Origin of the sequence: Delftia sp. WSY_12, from assembly GCF_043104645.1 — a bacterium.
Lineage (GTDB): Bacteria > Pseudomonadota > Gammaproteobacteria > Burkholderiales > Burkholderiaceae_C > Comamonas > Comamonas tsuruhatensis.
Genome location: NZ_JBICKW010000025.1, coordinates 13,358 through 33,458, shown reverse-complemented (window position 1 = coordinate 33,458; position 20,101 = coordinate 13,358). Strand labels below are relative to the sequence as shown.

General features: G+C 69.1%; 16 protein-coding genes. 13 read left to right on the top strand and 3 right to left on the bottom strand.

Annotation, left to right across the window (positions count from 1 at the left end; translation table 11 throughout):
* Positions 1–88 precede the first annotated feature (88 nt).
* The 12 genes from ACF8LI_RS16950 (at position 89) to pbpC (ending at position 14,102) form a co-directional block, all read left to right on the top strand.
* A complete protein-coding gene (locus tag ACF8LI_RS16950) occupies positions 89–616 on the top strand; it encodes a DUF2867 domain-containing protein (protein ID WP_016445816.1) in 528 nt (175 codons plus the stop codon).
* Positions 617–822: 206 nt separating this feature from the next.
* Positions 823–2,910 carry a BCCT family transporter gene (locus ACF8LI_RS16945; protein ID WP_392413424.1) on the top strand — a complete coding sequence of 696 codons (2,088 nt, stop codon included), beginning with the start codon at positions 823–825 and terminating at the stop codon, positions 2,908–2,910.
* 95 nt (positions 2,911–3,005) lie between these two features.
* The gene (locus tag ACF8LI_RS16940) at positions 3,006–3,950 is read left to right on the top strand and encodes a helix-turn-helix domain-containing protein (protein ID WP_016445818.1); all 945 of its coding nucleotides are present in this window, start codon (positions 3,006–3,008) and stop codon (positions 3,948–3,950) included.
* Positions 3,951–4,081: 131 nt separating this feature from the next.
* Positions 4,082–5,482 (top strand): amidase, encoded by a 1,401-nt coding sequence (locus tag ACF8LI_RS16935; protein WP_034396725.1) that lies wholly within the window; start codon positions 4,082–4,084, stop codon positions 5,480–5,482.
* Positions 5,483–5,567: 85 nt separating this feature from the next.
* On the top strand, positions 5,568–6,635 hold the full coding sequence (locus ACF8LI_RS16930; RefSeq protein ID WP_046985879.1) for an ABC transporter ATP-binding protein: 1,068 nt from the start codon (positions 5,568–5,570) through the stop codon (positions 6,633–6,635).
* A gap of 91 nt (positions 6,636–6,726) precedes the next feature.
* The gene (locus tag ACF8LI_RS16925) at positions 6,727–8,022 is read left to right on the top strand and encodes an ABC transporter substrate-binding protein (protein ID WP_160855509.1); all 1,296 of its coding nucleotides are present in this window, start codon (positions 6,727–6,729) and stop codon (positions 8,020–8,022) included.
* A 21-nt stretch (positions 8,023–8,043) separates the two neighbouring features.
* Positions 8,044–8,940 (top strand): carbohydrate ABC transporter permease, encoded by an 897-nt coding sequence (locus ACF8LI_RS16920; RefSeq protein WP_034366340.1) that lies wholly within the window; start codon positions 8,044–8,046, stop codon positions 8,938–8,940.
* Complete coding sequence (locus ACF8LI_RS16915; protein WP_267177886.1) at positions 8,937–9,785, top strand: carbohydrate ABC transporter permease; 849 nt, start codon at positions 8,937–8,939, stop codon at positions 9,783–9,785. Before ACF8LI_RS16920 ends, ACF8LI_RS16915 begins: the two co-directional genes overlap by 4 nt.
* Before the next feature lie 48 nt (positions 9,786–9,833).
* Positions 9,834–10,223, top strand: coding sequence for a glyoxalase/bleomycin resistance/dioxygenase family protein (locus ACF8LI_RS16910; RefSeq protein ID WP_016447842.1), 390 nt, complete (start codon positions 9,834–9,836; stop codon positions 10,221–10,223).
* A complete protein-coding gene (locus tag ACF8LI_RS16905; protein WP_212644961.1) occupies positions 10,220–11,089 on the top strand; it encodes an endonuclease/exonuclease/phosphatase family protein in 870 nt (289 codons plus the stop codon). The genes ACF8LI_RS16910 and ACF8LI_RS16905 overlap by 4 nt, the downstream gene beginning before the upstream one ends.
* A gap of 94 nt (positions 11,090–11,183) precedes the next feature.
* Positions 11,184–11,744, top strand: a complete 561-nt coding sequence (locus tag ACF8LI_RS16900) for an HdeD family acid-resistance protein (protein WP_012207099.1) — start codon at positions 11,184–11,186, stop codon at positions 11,742–11,744.
* A 33-nt stretch (positions 11,745–11,777) separates the two neighbouring features.
* On the top strand, positions 11,778–14,102 hold the full coding sequence (pbpC, locus tag ACF8LI_RS16895; RefSeq protein WP_392413422.1) for a penicillin-binding protein 1C: 2,325 nt from the start codon (positions 11,778–11,780) through the stop codon (positions 14,100–14,102).
* Between the two features lie 38 nt (positions 14,103–14,140).
* Here the strand turns inward: pbpC and ACF8LI_RS16890 are convergent, their stop codons facing one another.
* Together ACF8LI_RS16890 and ACF8LI_RS16885 are read right to left on the bottom strand one after the other, a co-directional pair.
* The gene (locus ACF8LI_RS16890) at positions 14,141–15,112 is read right to left on the bottom strand and encodes a GNAT family N-acetyltransferase (RefSeq protein WP_392413420.1); all 972 of its coding nucleotides are present in this window, start codon (positions 15,110–15,112) and stop codon (positions 14,141–14,143) included.
* A gap of 155 nt (positions 15,113–15,267) precedes the next feature.
* Positions 15,268–16,926, bottom strand: a complete 1,659-nt coding sequence (locus ACF8LI_RS16885) for an L-lactate permease (protein WP_046985630.1) — start codon at positions 16,924–16,926, stop codon at positions 15,268–15,270.
* Positions 16,927–17,145: 219 nt separating this feature from the next.
* Here ACF8LI_RS16885 and ACF8LI_RS16880 point away from each other — a divergent pair, with 219 nt between their 5' ends.
* The gene (locus ACF8LI_RS16880) at positions 17,146–18,321 is read left to right on the top strand and encodes an alpha-hydroxy acid oxidase (protein WP_016447837.1); all 1,176 of its coding nucleotides are present in this window, start codon (positions 17,146–17,148) and stop codon (positions 18,319–18,321) included.
* Positions 18,322–18,385: 64 nt separating this feature from the next.
* On the opposite strand, the gene ACF8LI_RS16875 is transcribed toward ACF8LI_RS16880, so the two are convergent.
* Positions 18,386–20,086, bottom strand: coding sequence for a 2-isopropylmalate synthase (locus tag ACF8LI_RS16875; protein ID WP_392413417.1), 1,701 nt, complete (start codon positions 20,084–20,086; stop codon positions 18,386–18,388).
* Between the last annotated feature and the right edge of the window lie 15 nt (positions 20,087–20,101).

The window sequence follows — 20,101 nt, the reverse complement described above, 5'->3', positions numbered from 1 at the left end:
GCAGCGTTGATGGCGCCATGACAAGGGGGCGGCCCTGCGGCCTATGATGGCTGCAGGACCGCCCCCTTTTTTCATCACCCTCCGCTCCATGGCACAAGTCATCCTCTCCCCGGTTCCCGCGGGCAGCGCCCTGCAGGACCGCCTCAAGACCGCCTATTTCCACGACAGCTACCAGCTGCAATTGCCGGACGACGGCAGCAGCCCCATGGCGCTGTACCTGCGCTGCGTGGGCCGCACGCCGGGCTGGATCGACTTTCTGATGCGCCTGCGCAACCGCGTGGTGGCGCCCTTCGGCATCAAGGACCTGGGCACGCTCAGCGGCGTCGATGCGCAGCGCCAGCCATCGAGCTACCGCGTGGGCGACCGCGCCGGCATCTTCCGCATCCATGCGCTGAGCGATGGCGAGGTGGTGCTGGGCGACAGCGACCGGCACCTGGACGTGCAGGTCTCCCTCATGCGGCTGCCCGGCCCCGAGGGCGCGCCGTCCGCCACCTTCACCGCCGCCATGTCCACCGTGGTCCATGTGCACAATGCCCTGGGCCGCATCTACATGCTGGGCGTGGCGCCGGCCCACCGCGTCATCGCCCCGGCCGTGGTGGCCAGGCTGGCCGGCTGACCTGGCCTGAAGGCATCACGTCAGCAAAACGGAAGCCTTCAGGGCCTGCGTCCGACGCGGGCAGACGCGAAGAGTCACGATACTTGCGGCCTTTGCCCGGCGGACATACCCCGAGCAGGGAACGCGGCCCGCCCCACAAGGGCAAGGCTGCCACCATTGCGAATCGGTTCCCGGGCACACCATTGATCACAAGAGAGAGAGGGTCTATGCCAGACATGAACACCGATCCCCGCACGGCGCCACCGGCAGCTCCGCCACCGGATGCGCCGCAGGCGGCCACGCCATCGCCTGCAGAGCCTGCACCGCGCATCACGTTCTCGGGCCCCGTCGTCATTCCTTCCCTGCTGGTGCTGGGCATGCTGCTGCTGTACTGCGGCTTCATGCCCGACAGTGCCGACCGGCTGTTCTCCAGCGCCCAGGCCTGGGTGGTGGGGCACATGGACTGGTTCTATGCCGTCTCGGTCACGCTGTTCCTGGTCTTTCTGATCTTCGTCGCGTCCAGCCGCTTCGGCGACATCCGCCTGGGTCCCGATGATGCGGAGCCCGAGTTCAGCTTCATCTCCTGGACCGCCATGCTGTTCGCCGCCGGCATGGGCATCGGCCTGATGTACTTCGGCGTGGGCGAGCCGCTGCAGCACTTCCTCAAGCCGCCCACGGCCGTGCCTTCCACGCCGGCCGCCGCACGCGAGGCCCTGCAGTCCACCTTCTTCCACTGGGGCTTCCATGCCTGGGCCGTCTACGGGACCATGGGCCTGGTGCTGGCCTACTTCGGCTTTCGCTACAACCTGCCGCTGACCATGCGCTCGGGCCTGTACCCGCTGCTGGGCAAGCGCATCAACGGCCCCATCGGCCACAGCGTGGATGCCTTCGCGCTGGTGGGCACCATCGCGGGTATCGCCACCACGCTGGGCTACGGCGCGCTGCAGCTGGCCGCCGGCCTGCACACCCTCACGGGCTGGGACACCTCTGCGGCGGCTTTCCGCATCGCGGTCATCGTCATCGTGGTCTGCCTGGCCGGGCTGTCGGCCGTCTCGGGCCTGGACAAAGGGGTGCGGCGCCTGAGCGAGTTCAACCTCATGCTGGCCTTCATCCTGCTGGCCTTCGTCATCGTCGCCGGGCCCACGGTCTTCCTGTTCGAGGCGCTGAGCGAGAACATCGGCAACTACGTGTCTGGCCTGGTGCAGCTGTCGTTCCGCACCTTTGCCTACGAGCCGCCCAGCCAGGAAGGCTGGTTCGGCGGCTGGACCATCCTCTACTGGGCCTGGTGGATCTCCTGGTCGCCCTTCGTGGGCATGTTCATCGCACGCATCTCGCGCGGGCGCACCATCCGCCAGTTCGTGACCGGCGTGCTGCTGGTGCCCACGGCCTTCAACCTGCTGTGGATGACGGCCTTCGGCAACAGCGCCATCTGGATAGACACCCACGTGGCCATGGGCGCGTTGGGGCAGACGGCCTCGAACGTGGATGCGCTGCTGTTCCGCTTCTTCGAGTACCTGCCCTGGTTCAAGCCCGTGGCCTGGCTCACCATCGTGCTCATCGCGGTGTTCTTCGTCACCTCGGCGGACTCCGGGGCCTTCGTGGTGGACAACATCGCCTCGCGCGGCCATGCGCGTTCGCCGGTCTGGCAGCGGCTGTTCTGGGCTGCCGTGCTGGGCGCGACGGCCATGGTGCTGATGCTGGCCGGCGGCCTGAAGGCACTGCAGGCCATGACCCTGGTGGCGGCCCTGCCGGTGGCCGTCATCATGCTGGCGCTGTGCTACGGGCTGTGGCGCGGCCTGCTGGCCGACCGCGCGCACTTCTCGCCCGACCTGGCTCCGGCCACCAGCTTCTGGAGCGGCCAGCACTGGCGCAAGCGCCTGGAGCAGATCGTGCACCAGCCCTCGCGCGCCGATGTGCGCAGGTTCCTGGCCGGCGTGGTGCTGCCCGCCATGAACGAGGTGGCAGCCGAAATGCACAAGCGCGGCGTCGAGGCGGTGGTCACCGAGGACCTGGACGGCGAGGGCGCCGTGCGCCTGACCGTGCCCGATCCCTCGCTGCGCGACTTCGTCTACGGCGTACGCGCCACGCGCCGCACGGTGCCCACCTTCCTGGTGAGCGAGGCGGCTAACGAGCAGGAGCGCCGCCATGTCTACGAGCCCATCACGTTCTTCGAGGACGGACGCCTGGGTCACGACATCCAGTACCTGCGCAGCGAGGAAGTCATCGCCGACATCCTGCGCCACTACGAGCGCTACCTGTCGCTGAGCGCCGACCAGCGCACGCATCTGCTGAACCGGGCGCCGGGCCACAGCTGAGCCGTGCCTGGCAGCGCCACCGTCGCGGCACCCCGGGCCTTTGGGTAAACACCGGGGTGCCAGCCGGCGGCCGCCTGCGGATACTGGGCGCTGCCATGCAGCTCGAATACTCCACCCATTCGCAGGAGCCACGCCATCGTTTCGACTACTGGCACGAGGTGGTCTGCCGCCACTGCATCCCGGCCGACAGCCACCGCGCGCAGGGGGATGGTGCCGGTCCCGGCGGCTTCGGGGCCACGCTGTCCGTGCGGTCCCTGGGACTGCTGGAGATCAGTGCCATGTCGGCGCCCAGCCACCGCTGGGTGCGCAACGCAGCCCACCTGCGCCTGCATGCCCGCGACGAGCTGTGGCTGGGCTATCTGCTCCAGGGCCAGGCCGAGGTGCGCCAGGGCGGGCAAGTGGCCCGGCTGAGTGCGGGCAATCTGGTGCTTTATGACGCTGCGCAGCCTTTCGAATTCTCGGTGGCGCCCCGCGATATCCTGCTGATGCGCATTCCGCGCAGCGAATTGTTGAATCGCTTTGCCCGTGCACCCTTGCACGCGGGACGGGCGCTGCATGGCCATGCCCCGGCCGTGGCGCCGCTGCGGGCCATGCTCGGCGAGGCCATGGCCATGCCGCCTGCGCCGCACGGTGATGCCTTGGCGCAGCGCTTTGGCATGGCGCTGCTCGACGTGCTGGCCCTGGCGCTGGAGATGCAGGAAATGGCCGTGCAGCCCCGCGCGGAAAGGGACCTGCATGGCCGCATCCAGGCGTTCATCCAGGACAACCTGGGCTCGCCCGAGCTGTCGCTGCAATGGCTGGCGCAGCAGCACAACGTCTCGCCCCGTACCGTGACGCGGGCCTTTGCGCGGCACAACCAGACGCCCATGGGCCTGGTATGGCAGCTGCGGTTGCAGGCCAGCCGCCAGGCCCTGATGCAGGGGCGCTGCTCCAGCGTGACCGAGGCGGCCTTCGCGCATGGGTTCTCCGATGCGGCGCACTTCAGCCGAGCCTTTCGCAAGGCGTTCGGCTGCACGCCCCGCAGCCTGCTGGCCGCCTGAGCAAGGTCGCTGACCCTCCCGAACAAGCGTGGGTGCCGCCGGCTCCCTAGCATGGGGCTGCCGCGCGTCCCGTGCGGCTTTTCCAGTGCAACAACGGTGGCGCCCCGGAGCCGGGCGCCGGGAGACATGCCATGAACGACAGCGAACTGCACCATCTCGAACTGCTGGAGGTGGGGCGCGAGATCCAGTCCCGCCGCATTTCGTCGGAAGAGGTGACCCGCCACATGCTGGCGCGCATCGAGGCCGTGGACGCGCGGCTGCACAGCTACGTGACGGTGATGGCGCAGCAGGCGCTGGAGGACGCCCGCCGCGCCGACGCCGAGATCGCGCAGGGCCGCCGCCGCGGTGCGCTGCACGGCGTGCCGCTGGCGCTCAAGGACCTGCTGTGGACCCGGGGCGTCCCCACCACGCATGGAATGACGCTGCACCGCGACCATCGCCCCACGGAAGATGCCACCGTGGTGCGCAGGCTGCGCGAGGCCGGCGCCGTCATCCTGGGCAAGCTGCAGCAGACTGAAGGCGCCTTCGCCGACCACCATCCCGAGATCACTGCCCCCGTCAACCCCTGGGGCGCCCAGCTATGGCCCGGGGCCTCGTCCAGCGGCTCGGGCGTGGCCACGGCGGCGGGGCTGTGCTTCGGATCGCTGGGCACGGACACCGGGGGCTCCATCCGCTTTCCATCGGCCGCCAACGGCATCACGGGGCTCAAGCCCACCTGGGGCAGGGTGAGCCGCCACGGCGCCTTCGAATTGGCCGCGTCCCTGGACCACATAGGCCCGATGGCGCGCAGTGCCGCCGATGCCGCAGCCATGCTCGCGGCCATCGCCGGGGCGGACCCGCTGGACCCTACGGCCAGCCAGTGCAGCGTGCCCGACTATCTGGCCATGATGACGCGCGGATTCTCCGGCTTGCGCCTGGGCATGGACCGGCAATGGGCACTGGACGGCGTGGATGCCCCTTCCCGCCAGGCGGTGGAGCAGGCCCTGGCGGTGGCGCAGCGCCTGGGGGCCAGCGTGCAGGAAGTCCGCTTTCCCGATGCCACCCAGGCGGTGGAGGACTGGCCGGCGCTGTGCGCGGTGGAGACCGCCGTGGCGCACGGCGCCACGTTCCCTGCACGGCGCGAGGCCTATGGCCCCGGGCTCGCCGGGCTGATCGACCTGGGGCTGGGCCTGTCTGCCACCGACTACCAGCGGCTGCTGCTGCGCCGCGCGGACTTCACGGGCCGGGTACGCGCACTCTTCGCGCAGGTGGACCTGCTGCTGGTCCCCGCCACGGCCTTTGCGGCCCCCACGCTGCAGCGCATGGCGCATTTCGGCTCCGATGCCGAGCTGTTCTCGGGCATGCTGCGCTACACCTGCCCCTTCGACCTCACGGGCAGCCCCACGATCACGCTGCCCGGCGGACGCACTCCCGAGGGCGCGCCCGTGGCCTTCCAGTTCGTGGCCCCCGACTTCCGCGAAGACCTGCTGGTGCGCGCGGGCTGGGCGTTCCAGCAGGCCACGGACTGGCACAGACGGCACCCTGCTGCCTGAGCTGCCTGAGCTGCCTGAGCTGCGCGGGGGCGCCAGTCCGGTGGCGCGACACGGGCCTGTCACACAGCCTTCCTAGACTGGCGTGATGTCCTTGATCGAGATGGAAGGTGTTGCCAAGTCCTGGGGCGGCACCACGGCACTGCAGGCGCTGGATCTGCGCATTGAACCCGGATCCTTTTGCGTGCTGCTCGGTCCCTCGGGCTGCGGCAAGTCCACCACGCTGCGCATCATCGCGGGCCTGGAAAGCGCCACCTCGGGCCGTGTGCGCATCGATGGGCAGGACGTCACCCAACTGCCGCCCGCTCGGCGCGGCATTGCCATGGTGTTCCAGAACTACGCGCTGTTCCCGCACCTGACGGTGGCGCAGAACATCGGCTTCGGCCTGTCCGTGCGCAAGGTCCCGGCGGCCGAGGCACGCCGGCGCATCGACGAGGCCGCCGCGCTGCTGGGCCTGGACGCGCTGCTGGCGCGCCGGCCCGGCCAGCTGTCGGGCGGCCAGCAGCAGCGCGTGGCGCTGGGCCGCGCCCTGGTGGCCCGCGCCCGGGTCTGCCTGATGGATGAGCCGCTGTCCAACCTCGACGCCCAGCTGCGCCAGGAAATGCGCACCGAGCTGCGCGAGCTGCAGCGGCGCCTGGGCCTGACCGTGGTCTATGTCACGCACGACCAGGCCGAGGCCATGGGCATGGCCGACCAGGTGGTGCTGCTCAGCCAGGGGCGCGTGGAGCAATGCGCCGCGCCCCAGGAGATCTACCGCCGGCCCGCCACCACCTTTGCCGCGCGCTTCATCGGCACGCCGGCCATGAACATCGCGCGCCTAGACGGCCTGCACATCGCGGGCAGCCATGCCAGCGCCGCGCCCGCCGGCCTGCAGCAGCCGGGCCAGGCGCGCTGGCTGGGCGTCAGGCCCGAGGACATGCGCCTGTCGCTCCATGGCGATGTCGGCAGCGGCCCCGTGGTGGCTGCCGACATCGAGAGCCTCGAATACCTGGGCGCCGACCTGGTGCTGCGCTGCCGCGTGGGCAGCGAACAACTGATGGTGCGCACCGCTGGCAGCCAACTCGGCGGCCTGCAGCCGGGCCAGCTCGTGGGCCTGCGCTGGGCGCGCGAGGCCACGCATTTCTTTGACGAACAGGGGCGACGCTGCGCGGCCTGAGGCCGTGGCACCGCTCCTATCTTCCTCCGCAGTTCCACCGTTTCAGCCGTTCCGGCTTTCGCACCCGAAGCACCTTCCAGGAGAGTCCGCCATGCAACGCCATGCCTTCCTCAAAACCCTCGCAGCCGCTGCCGCCCTGGCCGCCACGGGCCTGCTGCACACCGCCAGCGCGCAAACGCCGCTGGAGGTGCCGTTCTACTTTCCCGTGGCCGTGGGCGGCCCCATCACCAAGGTGATCGACGGCTATGCGGCCGAGTTCAACAAGGCCCATCCGCAGTACCGGATCACGCCCGTCTATGCGGGCACCTACCAGGAGACCATCGTCAAGGCGCTGACGGCCCACAAGTCGGGCAAGCCGCCGGCCACCTCGGTGCTGCTGTCCACCGACATGTTCACGCTGATCGACGAGGACGCCATCGCCCCCATCGACGACTTCGTGAAGACCGATGCCGACCGGGCCTGGCTCAAGGGCTTCTACCCGGCCTTCATGGCCAACAGTCAGGCGGGCGGCAAGACCTGGGGCGTGCCCTTCCAGCGTTCCACCGTGGTCATGTACTACAACAAGGAAGCCTTCAAGGAAGCCGGCCTGGACCCGAACAAGGCGCCGCAGAACTGGAAGGAGCTCAAGGAAGCCGCCCACAGGCTGACGAAGAAGGACGCCAGCGGCAAGGTCGTGCAGTACGGCATCCAGATCCCGTCCACCGGCTTTGCCTACTGGATGCTGCAGACGCTGACCACGCCCAATGACGTGCTGCTGGCCAACGAGGCAGGCACCCAGGTCACGCTGGACAGCCCCAAGGTAGTGGAGGCGCTGGACTTCTGGGTGGGCCTGGTCAAGGAAGGCGTGCACCCTGCCGGCGTGGTGGAGTGGGGCACGACGCCCAAGGACTTCATGGAAAGGAAGGCCGCCATCATCGTCACCACCACGGGCAACCTGACCAATATCCGTGCCAATGCCAAATTCGACTTCGGCGTGGGCCAGATCGCAGGCAACGTGCGCAAGGGCTCGCCCACGGGCGGCGGCAACTTCTACCTGTTCAAGAAGGCGCCCAGGGAGCAGCAGGAGGCGGCCTTCCAGTTCATGAAGTGGGTCACCCAGCCCCCGCTGGCCGCGCAGTGGAGCATGGACAGCGGCTACGTGGCCGTCTCGCCCGCCGCCTATGACACGCCCGCGCTCAAGAAGTACGGCCAGGACTTCCCGCAGGCCCTGGTGGCACGCGACCAGCTGCCGGTATCGGTGGCCGAGTTCTCCACGCATGAGAACCAGCGCGTGACCAAGGTGCTCAACGACGCCGTGCAGGCCGCCCTCAACGGCAGCAAGACCTCGGCCCAGGCCCTGCAGGATGCGCAAAGGGAGGCCGACCGCATCCTGCGCCGCTACAAGTGATGGCGCAGTGCCGCTGACCGCATGAGCTCCGCCCCCGCCTCCCTTGTCCGCGGCCGCCAGGCCGTCCATGCCTGGCTGATGCTTCTGCCGGCGCTGGTGCTGCTGGTGGCCTTCACGCACTGGCCGGCCGTGGCCACGCTGATCGACAGCCTGCATGCCACGCCGCGCGGCGGCCAGCCGGGGCCATGGGTGGGGCTGGAGAACTACGCCGTCATGTTGGACGACCCGGTGTTCTGGCAGGCCGTGCGCAACAACCTGTGGTTCGCGGCGGCCACGATTCCGCTGTCCATGGCGCTGGCGCTGGCCATGGCGCTGTGGGTCAACGAGAGGCTGGCCGGCCGCGCCTTCGTGCGCATGGCGTACTTCACGCCCACGGTGCTGCCCATGATTGCCGTGGCCAACATCTGGCTGTTCTTCTACACGCCGCAGTACGGGCTGCTGGAGCAGTTGCGCGGCGCACTGGGCCTTCCCGCGCACAACTGGCTGGGCGACCCGTCCACGGCGCTGGCCTGCGTGACCGTGGTGGCGGTGTGGAAGGAGGCGGGCTTTTTCATGATCTTCTACCTGGCCGCGCTGCAGACGCTCAACCCCAGCCTCAGGGAAGCTGCGGCCATCGAGGGCGCCTCGCGCTGGTACTTCCTGCGCCGCGTGCAGTGGCCGCTGCTGATGCCGACCACGCTGTTCGTGCTGGTCAACGCGGTGATCAATGCCTTCCGCCTGGTGGACCATCTCTTCATCCTCACACGCGGCGGGCCGGACAACGCCTCCACGCTGCTGCTCTACCACCTGTACGAAGTGGGCTTCAAGTTCTGGGACACGGGCTATGCGGCGGCCATCACCGTGGTGCTGGTCGTGGTGCTGGCGGCCGTGGCGCTGCTGCAGTTCTTCGTGCTCGACAAGAAGGTGCACTACCAATGAGCGCCGCACCCGTTGCCCCGCGCCATGCGCCGCCCGCGCTGTACGGCGCCCCCTGGCTGGACACGCTGGCCGCCTGGCTGCTGGCCCTGCTGTGGATACTGCCGCTGGCCTATGCGTTCTGGACGGCCTTCCATCCGCCCGAATACTCGGCACGCTTCGACCTGGCCGCGCCCTGGACGCTGGAGAACTTTCGCCGTGCCTGGCAGGCCGCGCCCTTTGCGCGCTATTTCCTGAACACGGCCGTGCTGGTGGCCATGATCCTGGCGGCCCAGCTGGTGCTGGGCACGCTGGCGGCCTATGCCTTTGCACGCTACCGCTTTCGCGGCCAGGGCCTGGCCTTTGCGCTGGTGCTGGTGCAGCTGATGATCATGCCGGACATCCTGCTGGTGGCGAACTACCAGACCGTGTCGCGACTGGGCGCCGTCGATACGCTGCTGGGCATAGGCCTGCCGTACTTCGCATCGGCCTTTGCGATCTTTTTGCTGCGCCAGACCTTCCTGGGCATTCCCCGGGAACTGGACGAGGCCGCGCGGGTGGAGGGTGCCAGCACCCTGCAGATCCTGTGGCGCGTCTACGTGCCGCTGGCGCGGCCCGTGTACCTGGCGTTTGCGCTGGTGTCTGTGAGCTTTCACTGGAACAACTTCCTGTGGCCGCTGATCATCACCAACAGCGTGCAGGCGCGTCCGCTAACTGTGGGCCTGCAGGTGTTCTCCAGCGTGGAGTCTGGCGTGGAATGGGCCACCATCACGGCCGCCACGCTGATGAGTTCGGGCCCGCTGCTGGTGGCCTTCGTGCTGTTCCAGCGCCAGTTCGTGCAGAGCTTCATGCGTGCGGGGATCAAGTGACGGCGGTGCTAAAGTCACTCTTCCCTGCTTTCAATGCCGAGGTTCACCATGTCCGGACCCGCTAGCGCCGGCCTGTTCATCTACGCCAAGCAGCCTGACAGGCTGGCGCTGTTCTACATGGAGGTGCTGGCCATGCGCATGCTGCACCACACGAGCGAGCTCATGGTGCTGCAGTCGCCGGACCTGCAACTGGTGCTGCACGCCATTCCCGAGGCGATTGCGCGGCACATCACCATCACCGAGCCACCCCAGCCGCGCGAGAACGTGGCCATCAAGTTCTTTGCCACCGTGAAAAGCTTTGCGGCCGTGCGCCCCCTGGTCATCGCGCATGGCGGCCAGCTGTGGGAGCAGTCCTGGCTGGGCCCGGGCTTTCGCGTCTGCAACGCCATGGACCCCGAAGGCAACCTGTTCCAGCTGCGCGAGCCGCTGTCCGCATGATGCAGATCCTCACCTGGAACACCCAATGGTGCCTGGGCCTGGACGGCCGCATGGACCCGGAGCGCATCGTGGCGCATGCACTGTCCATGGCCGATATCGACGTGCTGTGCCTGCAGGAAATCGCCGTCCACTATCCGGGCCTGCAGGGCGCGCCCGGCGACCAGGTGGAGCAGGTGCGCGCGGCCCTTCCCGAAGGCTGGAAGGTCTTCTTCGGCGCGGCCGTGGACGAATTCACGGCCGTGGGCCGGCAGCGCTTCGGCAACCTGGTGGCCACGCGCCTGCCTGCTCTGCAGGTGGCCCATCACCGCCTGCCGTATCCGCACGATGGCGGCGTGCGCAGCATGCCGCGCTGCTGCACGGCAGTGACCGTGATGGATGCCGCACTGGGCCCCGTGCGCGTGATGAGCACCCACCTCGAATATTTCTCGCGCCGCCAGCGCATGGCCCAGGCGCTGGCGCTGCGTTCCCTGCAGATCGAGGCCCTGGGCCAGGCCGAGGCGCCGCCCCAGCCAGCCAGCGACGGCTCGCCCCAGCAGACCAAGCCGCACACGCCGCATGCCGTGCTCTGCGGCGACTTCAACTTCGAGCCGCACGAGGATGAATACGCCGGCCTGTCCGCCCCCTGGGCGGCCGGCGAGCAGGGCGCCCTGAGCGCAGGCCAATGGCACAACAGCTGGAGCGTGCTGCACCCGGACCAGCCCCAGCCGCCCACCTTCCGGTTGTTCGACCGCCAGTGGGGCCCCGAGCCCGGCGCCTGCGACTTCGCCTGGGTCAGCGACAGCCTGCGCGGCCATGTGCGCGGCTGGGCCGTGGACAGCGACACAAGGCTCTCCGACCACCAGCCCGTGCTGCTGCAGCTGGATTGATCCAGGTCACGGACCGCCGCCAAGCCGGCCTTGGCCTACAGACAGTGCCGCAGGCCTGCTCCAAGGTCATGGGGACTGTTTTGAAGGAGCATCCATGAGCCCCAATCCGCTGTCCACGATTCTTCACCGCACCTGGTGGGTGCTGCTGCTGCGCGGCCTGGTCGCCATCGCCTTCGGCGTGCTGACCTGGGCGCAGCCGGCGGTATCGCTGGCGGCGCTGGTGCTGACCTTCGGCGCCTTCACCTTCGTCGATGGCCTGCTGGGCGTGTATTCGGCCATCCAGGGGCGCGACCAGATGCGCCATTGGTGGGTGCTGCTGCTGTGGGGTCTGGCCGGCGTGGTGGTGGGCGTGCTCACCGTGGTCGCGCCCGGCGTCACGGCCCTGGTGATGACGCTGTACATCGGCGCCTGGGCCCTGGTCACGGGCCTGCTGCAGATCGTGGCGGCCGTGCGGCTGCGCAAGGAGATCACGGGCGAGTGGCTGCTGATCCTGGGCGGCGTGCTGTCTGTGCTGTTCGGCGCCTTCGTGCTGGCCCAGCCGGGCGCGGGCATGATGGCCATGCTCTGGGTGCTGGCCACGTATGCGGTGGTCTTCGGCGTGCTCATGGTGCTGCTGTCCTTCAAGCTCAAGAAGGGCATACGCCATTCTTCCTGAGCCGCTGGCTCAAAGGCGGACAATGCCGGCTCCATGATCGAATCCCGGCGACCTTCCCCCTTCATGCGTCTTCCCCGCGCGGCCCTGGCGGCCGCGCTGCTGTTCGCGGCGGCCGGTGCCGCCCAGGCGCTGCCCAGCTTTTCCGAAGTCCGCGAAGGCCACCGCTCCTCCGAGACCGAACTGCTCTCGCGCGAGGGCGAGGTGCTGCAGCGCCAGCGCACCGACGCCAGCGTGCGCCGTGGCGACTGGGTGGCCCTGGCCGACATCTCTCCCGCGCTGCGCACGGCCCTGGTGCTCAGCGAGGACAAGCGCTTCTACGAGCACAGCGGCGTGGACTGGGCGGCCGTGTCCGCCGCCGCCTGGGGCAACCTCTGGAACCAGCGCACGCGCGGCGCCAGCACCATCACCATGCAGTTGGCGGGCCTGCTGGACGGCGACTGGCGCCAGGGCCCGGGCGGGCGCAGCGTGGTGCAGAAACTGGGCCAGACCGTCTCTGCCCAGGTGCTGGACCGGCGCTGGCGCAAGGACCAGATCCTGGAGGCCTACCTGAACCTGGTGCCCTTCCGGGGCGAGATCGTGGGCATCGATGCGCTGTCGCGCACCCTGTTCGGCAAGGCCGCGCACGGGCTGGACGCGCGAGAGGCCGCCATTGCCGCCGCCCTGGTGCGTGCCCCCAACGCCTCGCCCGAGCGCGTGGGCCGGCGCGCCTGCGGCGTGCTGCAGTCGCTGGCGCCCGAGGATGCGGCGGCGCGCGACTGCACGGCCATGGAACTGCTCACCGCCAGCGTGCTGCTGCGCCGGCAATGGGCGGCCAGCGAAGGCCAGGCCCCCCACCTGGCGCGCCGCCTGCTGGCCGAGCCGCAGTCCAAAGGCCAGGCCCGCGTGCGCTCCACGCTGAGCGCGCCCGTGCAGCGCTTTGCCGTGCAAAGCCTGCAGCAGCAGTTGCGCGAGCTGCAGGGCCGCAACGTGGAGGACGGCGCCATCGTCGTGCTGGACAACGCCACGGGCGAGGTGCTGGCCTGGGTGGGCTCGTCGGGCGAATTGAGCCAGGCGGCCGAGGTGGATGGTGTCACGGCCATGCGCCAGCCCGGCTCCACGCTCAAGCCCTTTCTCTATGCCCAGGCCATTGCCGAGCGGCGGCTGACGGCGGCCTCGCTGATCGAGGATTCATCGGCCCACATTCCCACGCAGAACGGGCTCTACATCCCGCAGAACTACGACCGGCGCTTCAAGGGCTGGGTCTCGGCGCGCACGGCGCTGGCGTCGTCGCTCAACGTGCCGGCCGTGCGCACCCTGGTCATGGTCACGCCCGATGCCTTCTTCTCGCAACTGCAGCGCCTGGGCCTGCCGCTGCGCGAAAGCGGCGGCTACCACGGCTTCAGCCTGGCGCTGGGCAGTGCCGAGGTGCCGCTGCTGCAGCTCACCAACGCCTACCGCGCCCTGGCCAACGGCGGGCAGCTGACGCCCGTGCGCTGGGCGGCGCAGCCCACGGGCGCGGGGTCCGCAGCGCAAAAGCCGGCTGCGCCCGTGCAGGCCATCGACGCACGCGCGGCCTTCATCGTGGGCGACATCCTGTCCGATCCCATGGCGCGCGCGCCCACCTTCGGCACCGACAGCGTGCTGGCCACGCGCTTCTGGACGGCCGTCAAGACCGGCACCAGCAAGGACATGCGCGACAACTGGGCCGTGGGCTGGTCGCAGCGCTACACCGTGGGCGTGTGGGTGGGCAATGCGCGCGGCGAGGCCATGCACTCGGTCAGCGGCACCAGCGGCGCGGCACCTGTCTGGGCCGCCGTGATGGGCTTCCTGCACGCCCACACGCCCAGCCGCGCGCCCAAGGCGCCGGCGGGCGTGCTGCAGCAGGCCGTGCGCTTCGGTCCCGATGCGTCGGGCCTGCCGCTGGAGAGCGCGCGCAGCGAATGGTTCGTGGCGGGCACGCAGCAGAGCCTGTTCGCCATGGCGGGCAGCGGCCTGCCTGCCGCATCCGCATCAACACGCGGGACTTCGGCCGCCTCGCCCGTGCGCATTGCGCGCCCGGCCAACGGCACCATCCTCGCGCTGGACCCCGACATTCCGCCAGACCGCCAGCGCGTGCAGCTGTCGGCCCGCCCGGCAGGCACGGCCGCCACGCAGGAATGGCAGGACGCCAGCCTGCGCTGGCGCATGGTCAGTACTGCCGCGCCCGGCGCGGCCGAGCCGCCGCCCAAGGAGATCGGCCGGGGTGCTGCCGCCGCCTGGATGCCCTGGCCCGGCCGCCACCGGCTGGAACTGGTCGATGCCAAGGGGCAGGTGCTGGACAGCGTGCAGGTGGAGGTGCGCGGCGCCGGCGTGGTGGCTTCGCCCGCGGGCGGGCGCTGAACGCCGCAGTGCGGCCCCAGGGCAGCCTCAGGGCAGCATCAGGGCCGAGCCCGCACGAAGCGCTGCTCGGTCACGGTCTCGCCCCATTGCTGGCCCGGCCATTCCTCGGCCAGGGTGAAGCCTGACGATTCGTAGAGCCGGCGTGCCGCATCCAGGCCGCTGAACGTCCACAGCTGGGTGGCCTCGAAGGCCTGCTGGTCGCAGAACGCCAGGGCCTGCTGCAGCAGCTGGCGCCCCGTGCCGGCGCCGCGCAGGCCGTCGTCCAGGATGAACCAGCGCAGGTGCGCCTGGCGGTCCTCGGGGTGCTTGGCCAGGTCCTCGCCATCGATGGCCACGGAGCCCACGACGCGGTCGCCGTCCAGCGCCGTCCACAGCTGGTTGCAGGGCTTGTCCAGCCGGCTAGCGAACTCGGCCAGGCCGCTGGCCACGCGGCTTTCGAAGAAGACGCCGAAACCTGCGTGGCGTGCATAGAAGCGCGCATGCATTTCCACGATGCGGCCGATGCAGCCGGGCCGGTATCCGGGCAGGACCTGTATCTGCGCGGGTGCGGGCGCGGGCAGGGGCTCCTCCTGCCGATGCGCCTGCAGTGCCTGGGCGTAGAGGGCCAGCCCGCGCGAGACCGCCTGTTGCTGCGGCGGCTGCATGCGGTCCAGCGCGGCCGTCACCTGCTGGCGCCCGAAGGCCTCGATGGCGGCCAGCGTGCGCCGGCCCTTGGCGGTGAGGGCCAGCCGCTTGACGCGGCCGTCCTCGCCATCGGCGGCTTCCTTCAGCTCGCCGGCCTCCACCAGCTTGCGCACCATGCGGCTGACGCTGGATTTCTCCAGCCCCAGCGCCTGGGCCAGCTGCGAGGCCGCCATGGACCCCTGCGCGCCGATCTCCAGGATGGCGTGCACGGCCGAGGGCGGATAGTCCGTGGCCGCCAGCGTGGCCTCCATGAAGCCCAGCTCGCGCACCATCTGGCGCGAGGCGGCGCGGATGTCGTCCACCAGGGAAAGATCGTGCTGCGGCATGGGTGCTCCTTGGGGCCGTGCAGGGTTTGAATATGGTTGCATGGTGCAACCATAAATGCCGCTGCGCATCTGTTGATGCAGCGATGCGTACCCCAGGCGCAAAAAAGCCGCCCGGCGCATGCGGGCGGCTGGGGCCTGACGCAGATGCGCAAGGCTCAATTGACCATCAGGCGGAACGGCCAGACATAGGCCTGCAGCGTCACGAAGATGCCCATCAGGCAGGCCAGGGCGACGGAGTGGAAGAACACGTAGCGCAGGATGTCGCCCTCGTGGTTGAACCAGCGCGTGGCCGTGGAGGCGACGACGATGGACTGCGCATCGATCATCTTGCCCATCACGCCGCCCGAGCTGTTGGCCGCGCCCATGAGGTTGGGCGACAGGCCGAGCTGCTCGGCCGCCACCTTCTGCATGCCGCCGAACAGCACGTTCGATGCCGTGTCCGAACCCGTGAGCGCCACGCCCAGCCAGCCCATCAGCGTGCCGAAGAAGGGGTAGAACACGCCGGTGTTGGCGAAGGCCAGGCCCAGCGTGGTGTCGGTGCCCGAGTAGCGCGTCAGCGTGCCCAGCGCCAGCATCAGCACGATGGTGATGAGCGAATAACGCACCAGCCAGAGGGTGCGCACGAACTGGCTGACCAGTTGCACGGGGTTGTACTTCATGACCAGGCCGCCCACGATGGCCGACAGCAGGATGCCCGTGCCCGTGGCCGACAGCAGGTTCAGCGTGTAGATGGCGCCTTCCTTGGTGGGCTGGCGCACCACGGGCGGCACCTTCTCGACCATGTTGTGCAGGCCTTCCATGGGAAAGGCCGGTGCGAACAGGCCATTGAGCGCCGCCTTGACCGAGGGCAGGCCCCAGATGAAGACGAAGACCGTGAGGATGGCCCAGGGCGTCCAGGCGCGGATCACGTCGGCGCGCGGGTGCTGGGTCACGGCGCGGGGCGCCTGGGCTTCGCCGCCGCTGTTCTCATGGCCCTTGAGCGAGGTCGAGCGCCAGATGGTCCTGGGCTGCCATACGCGCAGGAAGCCGACCGTGCAGACCATGGAGACGATGGCCGCGATGATGTCCACCAGCTCGGGGCCGATGAAGTTGGACACCAGGTACTGCGGAATGGCGAAGGACACGCCGGTCACCAGGATGATGGGCCAGATCTCCATCATGGCCTTGCGCCCGGCAAAGGCCCAGATCAGCCAGAACGGCACCAGCACCGAGAAGAACGGCAGCTGGCGGCCGACCATGGCCGTGACCTCCATCAGGTCGTAGCCATGGACCTTGGCCAGCGTGATCACCGGCGTGCCCAGCGCGCCGAAGGCCACGGGCGCGGTATTGGCGATCAGCGACAGGCCCGAGGCGGCCAGCGGCGAAAAGCCCAGGCCGATGAGGATGGCCGCCGTCACGGCCACGGGCGTGCCGAAGCCGGCCGCGCCCTCGAAGAAGGCGCCGAAGGCGAAGGCGATCAGCAGCAGCTGGATGCGCCTGTCCTCGGTGATGCCGGCAATGGAGTCCTGCAGGATCTTGAAGCTGCCGTTCTTCTCGGTCAGCTGGTGCAGGAAGATGATGTTCAGAACGATCCAGCCGATGGGCAGCAGCCCCGTGAAGCCGCCGAACAGCGCCGCGCGCCCGGCCATGCCGGCCGGCATGTTGTAGACGAAGACCGCGATCACCAGCGCGGCAACCAGCCCGGCGCCGGCCGCCAGATGGGCCTTCATGTGCAAAAAGCCCAGTCCCACCAGCATGACCACGACCGGAATGGCCGCAAGCAGTGTGGACAGCCACATGTTGGAAAGAGGGTCGTAGACCTGTTGCCAAACCATAGGAGCTTCTCCTGAAGAGTTTTTAGGATGTTGTGCGGGGCGGATCGTTACTCCCATGGCGGTTTGGCGCACTAGCGTTAGCCCTGGGTTGGGCTGCGAGAGAGAAAATTTCAATCGGCGCACAAATCACTTCAAACCCGAACGGGTGGCCGGAGCCCGCGCACGGCACTACCATGCTCGGCAGTCCCGCGGCATGCGGGTTCCAGAAAGCCAGCAAACGTGTCCACCGACCTTTCCAAAATCACCTGCATCGAAGACCTGCGCGTCGTGGCCCAGCGCCGCGTGCCGCGCATGTTCTATGACTACGCCGATTCGGGTTCCTACACCCAGGGCACCTACCGCGCCAACGAGGACGACTTCCACCGGATCAAGCTGCGCCAGCGCGTGGCCGTGAACATGGAGGGGCGCAGCACGCGCACCACCATGATCGGCGAGCAGGTCGCCATGCCCGTGGCCATCGCGCCCACGGGCCTGACCGGCATGCAGCATGCCGACGGCGAGATCCTGGGCGCGCGCGCGGCCAAGGCCTTCGGCATTCCGTTCACGCTGTCCACCATGAGCATCTGCTCCATCGAGGACATTGCCGAGCACACGGGCCGCCATCCGTTCTGGTTCCAGCTCTATGTGATGCGCGACCGCCGGTTCATGGAGCGCCTGATCGAGCGTGCCCGCGCGGCCAACTGCTCGGCCCTGGTGCTGACGCTGGACCTGCAGATCCTGGGCCAGCGCCACAAGGACATCAAGAACGGCCTGTCCACGCCACCGAAGCCCACGCTGCGCAACCTGGCCAACCTGGCGACCAAACCGCACTGGTGCCTGGGCATGCTGGGCACCAAGCGCCGCACCTTCGGCAACATCGTCGGACATGTGGATGGCGTGGCCGACATGAGTTCGCTGTCGTCATGGACCGCCAGCCAGTTCGATCCCAGCCTGAACTGGGGCGACGTGGAGCGCATCAAGAAGCTCTGGGGCGGCAAGCTCATCCTCAAGGGCATCATGGACGCCGAGGACGCGCGCCTGGCGGCCGACAGCGGCGCCGACGCGCTCGTCGTCAGCAACCACGGCGGGCGCCAGCTCGACGGCGCACCCTCGTCCATCGAGGCGCTGCCGGGCATTGCCGAGGCGGCGGGCAAGGACATCGAGGTCTGGATGGACGGCGGCATCCGCAGCGGGCAGGACGTGCTCAAGGCGCGTGCCCTGGGCGCCCAGGGCACCATGATCGGCCGCAGCTTCCTCTACGGCCTGGGTGCCTACGGCGAGCATGGCGTGACGCGCGCCCTGCAGATCATCCAGAAGGAGCTGGAGACCACCATGGCCTTCTGCGGCCACACGCAGATCGATACCGTGGACCGCAGCATCCTGCTGCCCGGAACCTATCCGGGCGCCGTGCGCTGAACCGGCAAAAGCTGCACGAGAAAAGGACCGCCTCGGCGGTCCTTTTTTCCTTTCAGGCTGCGCCTCAGGCTTGGGCAGGTACGCGCCGGTTTTCCGGCTGCGCCGCCACCAGCCGGCCCACCGCATGCAGCACCGCCAGGATGGACGCGGTCACGATGTTGGCATGGCGCCCCGCACCGAAGCGCGTGCCCGCCACGCCGGGCAGGGCGGCCTCGACGATGGCCAGCGCCGTGGCGCCGGCGCCCTGGCCCAGGCTGCGCTCCTCGTAGTGGTCTATGCGCAGCGCCACGCCCAGGTGCTGGCCGATGGCAGCGGCCACGGCGTCGATGGGACCGCTGCCCTCGCCATGCAGCTGCATTCGAAGCCCGTCCGTCCGCACCACTTCCAGCGCAATGCCCTGGCCCTTGGCGCTGTCGAACAGATGGTGGCTGTGGTAGCGCCAGGGAAGCTGCCGGGGTGCGAGGTAGGTGGACTCGAACAGCTCCCACAGGTCTTCACTGGCCAGCTCGGCCTCGCTGGCGTCGGCCTGGCGCTGCACCACGGCGCTGAATTCCACCTGCATGCGCCGGGGCATGGTCACGCCATGGTCGCGCTGCAGCAGGAAGGCGATGCCGCCCTTGCCTGACTGGCTGTTGACGCGCACGATGCTGTCGTAGGTGCGGCCCAGGTCCTGCGGGTCGATGGGCAGGTAGGGGACGCGCCAGGGCGCATCGGGCCGTTGCACCGCAAAGCCCTTGGCGATGGCGTCCTGGTGCGAGCCCGAGAACGCCGTGAACACCAGGTCGCCCACATAGGGGTGGCGCGGGTGGATGGGCAGGGCCGTGCATTCCTCCGCAATGCGCGCCACGGCGGCGATGTCCGAGAAGTCCAGTCCCGGCGCGATGCCCTGCGTGTACAGGTTGAGCGCCAGCGTCACCACATCGAGGTTGCCGCTGCGCTCGCCATTGCCGAACAGGCAGCCTTCCACGCGCTGGGCGCCGGCCAGCAGCGCCTGCTCGGCGCAGGCCACGCCCGTGCCCCGGTCGTTGTGCGGGTGCACGGACAGCACGATGTGCTCGCGCCGCTCCAGGCGGCGGTGCATCCACTCGATCTGGTCGGCGAAGACATTGGCCGTGCTCACCTCCACCGTGGTCGGCAGGTTGATGATCATGGGCCGCGCGGGGCCTGCATCCCAGGCGCGGATGGCCGCGTTGCACACGGCCAGCGACACGTCGAGCTCGGCCATGCAGAAGGTCTCGGGCGAGTACTGCAGAACCCATTCGGTCTCGGGGTGGGCATCGGTCAGTTCGCGCAGCAGGGCGATGTGGTGCTCCACCATGGCGATGATCTCGGGCACCTGCATGCCGAAGACGATCTCGCGCCAGGCCGGTGCCACGGCGTTGTAGAAGTGCACGATGGCGCGCCGCGCGCCGGCCACGCTGTCCACCGTGGCGCGGATCAGGTCCTCGCGCAGCTGGGTGATGACCATGGGCGTCACGTCGGCGGGGATCAGCCCTTCGTCGATCAGGTGGCGCACGATGGCGTAGTCGGTCTGCGAGGCAGAGGGAAAGCCCACCTCGATCTCCTTGAAGCCTATGCGCACCAGCTCGTGGAACAGGCGCAGCTTGCGCTCGCGGTTCATGGGCTCGAACAGGGCTTGGTTGCCGTCGCGCAGGTCGGTGGACAGCCACACGGGCGCCTGGCTCAGCTGGCGCGAAGGCCATTGGCGGTCGGGCAGGTCGACGGCGGGGAAGGGAAGGTATCTGGACGCGGGATTCTTCAGCATGCGGGCCTCGCAGGA

Coding starts and splice junctions, on each gene's coding strand:
- ACF8LI_RS16950 (WP_016445816.1), top strand. CDS start 89: ATGGCACAAGTCATCCTCTCCCCGGTTCCCGCGGGCAGCGCCCTGCAG.
- ACF8LI_RS16945 (WP_392413424.1), top strand. CDS start 823: ATGCCAGACATGAACACCGATCCCCGCACGGCGCCACCGGCAGCTCCG.
- ACF8LI_RS16940 (WP_016445818.1), top strand. CDS start 3,006: ATGCAGCTCGAATACTCCACCCATTCGCAGGAGCCACGCCATCGTTTC.
- ACF8LI_RS16935 (WP_034396725.1), top strand. CDS start 4,082: ATGAACGACAGCGAACTGCACCATCTCGAACTGCTGGAGGTGGGGCGC.
- ACF8LI_RS16930 (WP_046985879.1), top strand. CDS start 5,568: ATGTCCTTGATCGAGATGGAAGGTGTTGCCAAGTCCTGGGGCGGCACC.
- ACF8LI_RS16925 (WP_160855509.1), top strand. CDS start 6,727: ATGCAACGCCATGCCTTCCTCAAAACCCTCGCAGCCGCTGCCGCCCTG.
- ACF8LI_RS16920 (WP_034366340.1), top strand. CDS start 8,044: ATGAGCTCCGCCCCCGCCTCCCTTGTCCGCGGCCGCCAGGCCGTCCAT.
- ACF8LI_RS16915 (WP_267177886.1), top strand. CDS start 8,937: ATGAGCGCCGCACCCGTTGCCCCGCGCCATGCGCCGCCCGCGCTGTAC.
- ACF8LI_RS16910 (WP_016447842.1), top strand. CDS start 9,834: ATGTCCGGACCCGCTAGCGCCGGCCTGTTCATCTACGCCAAGCAGCCT.
- ACF8LI_RS16905 (WP_212644961.1), top strand. CDS start 10,220: ATGATGCAGATCCTCACCTGGAACACCCAATGGTGCCTGGGCCTGGAC.
- ACF8LI_RS16900 (WP_012207099.1), top strand. CDS start 11,184: ATGAGCCCCAATCCGCTGTCCACGATTCTTCACCGCACCTGGTGGGTG.
- pbpC (WP_392413422.1), top strand. CDS start 11,778: ATGATCGAATCCCGGCGACCTTCCCCCTTCATGCGTCTTCCCCGCGCG.
- ACF8LI_RS16890 (WP_392413420.1), bottom strand. CDS start 15,112: ATGCCGCAGCACGATCTTTCCCTGGTGGACGACATCCGCGCCGCCTCG.
- ACF8LI_RS16885 (WP_046985630.1), bottom strand. CDS start 16,926: ATGGTTTGGCAACAGGTCTACGACCCTCTTTCCAACATGTGGCTGTCC.
- ACF8LI_RS16875 (WP_392413417.1), bottom strand. CDS start 20,086: ATGCTGAAGAATCCCGCGTCCAGATACCTTCCCTTCCCCGCCGTCGAC.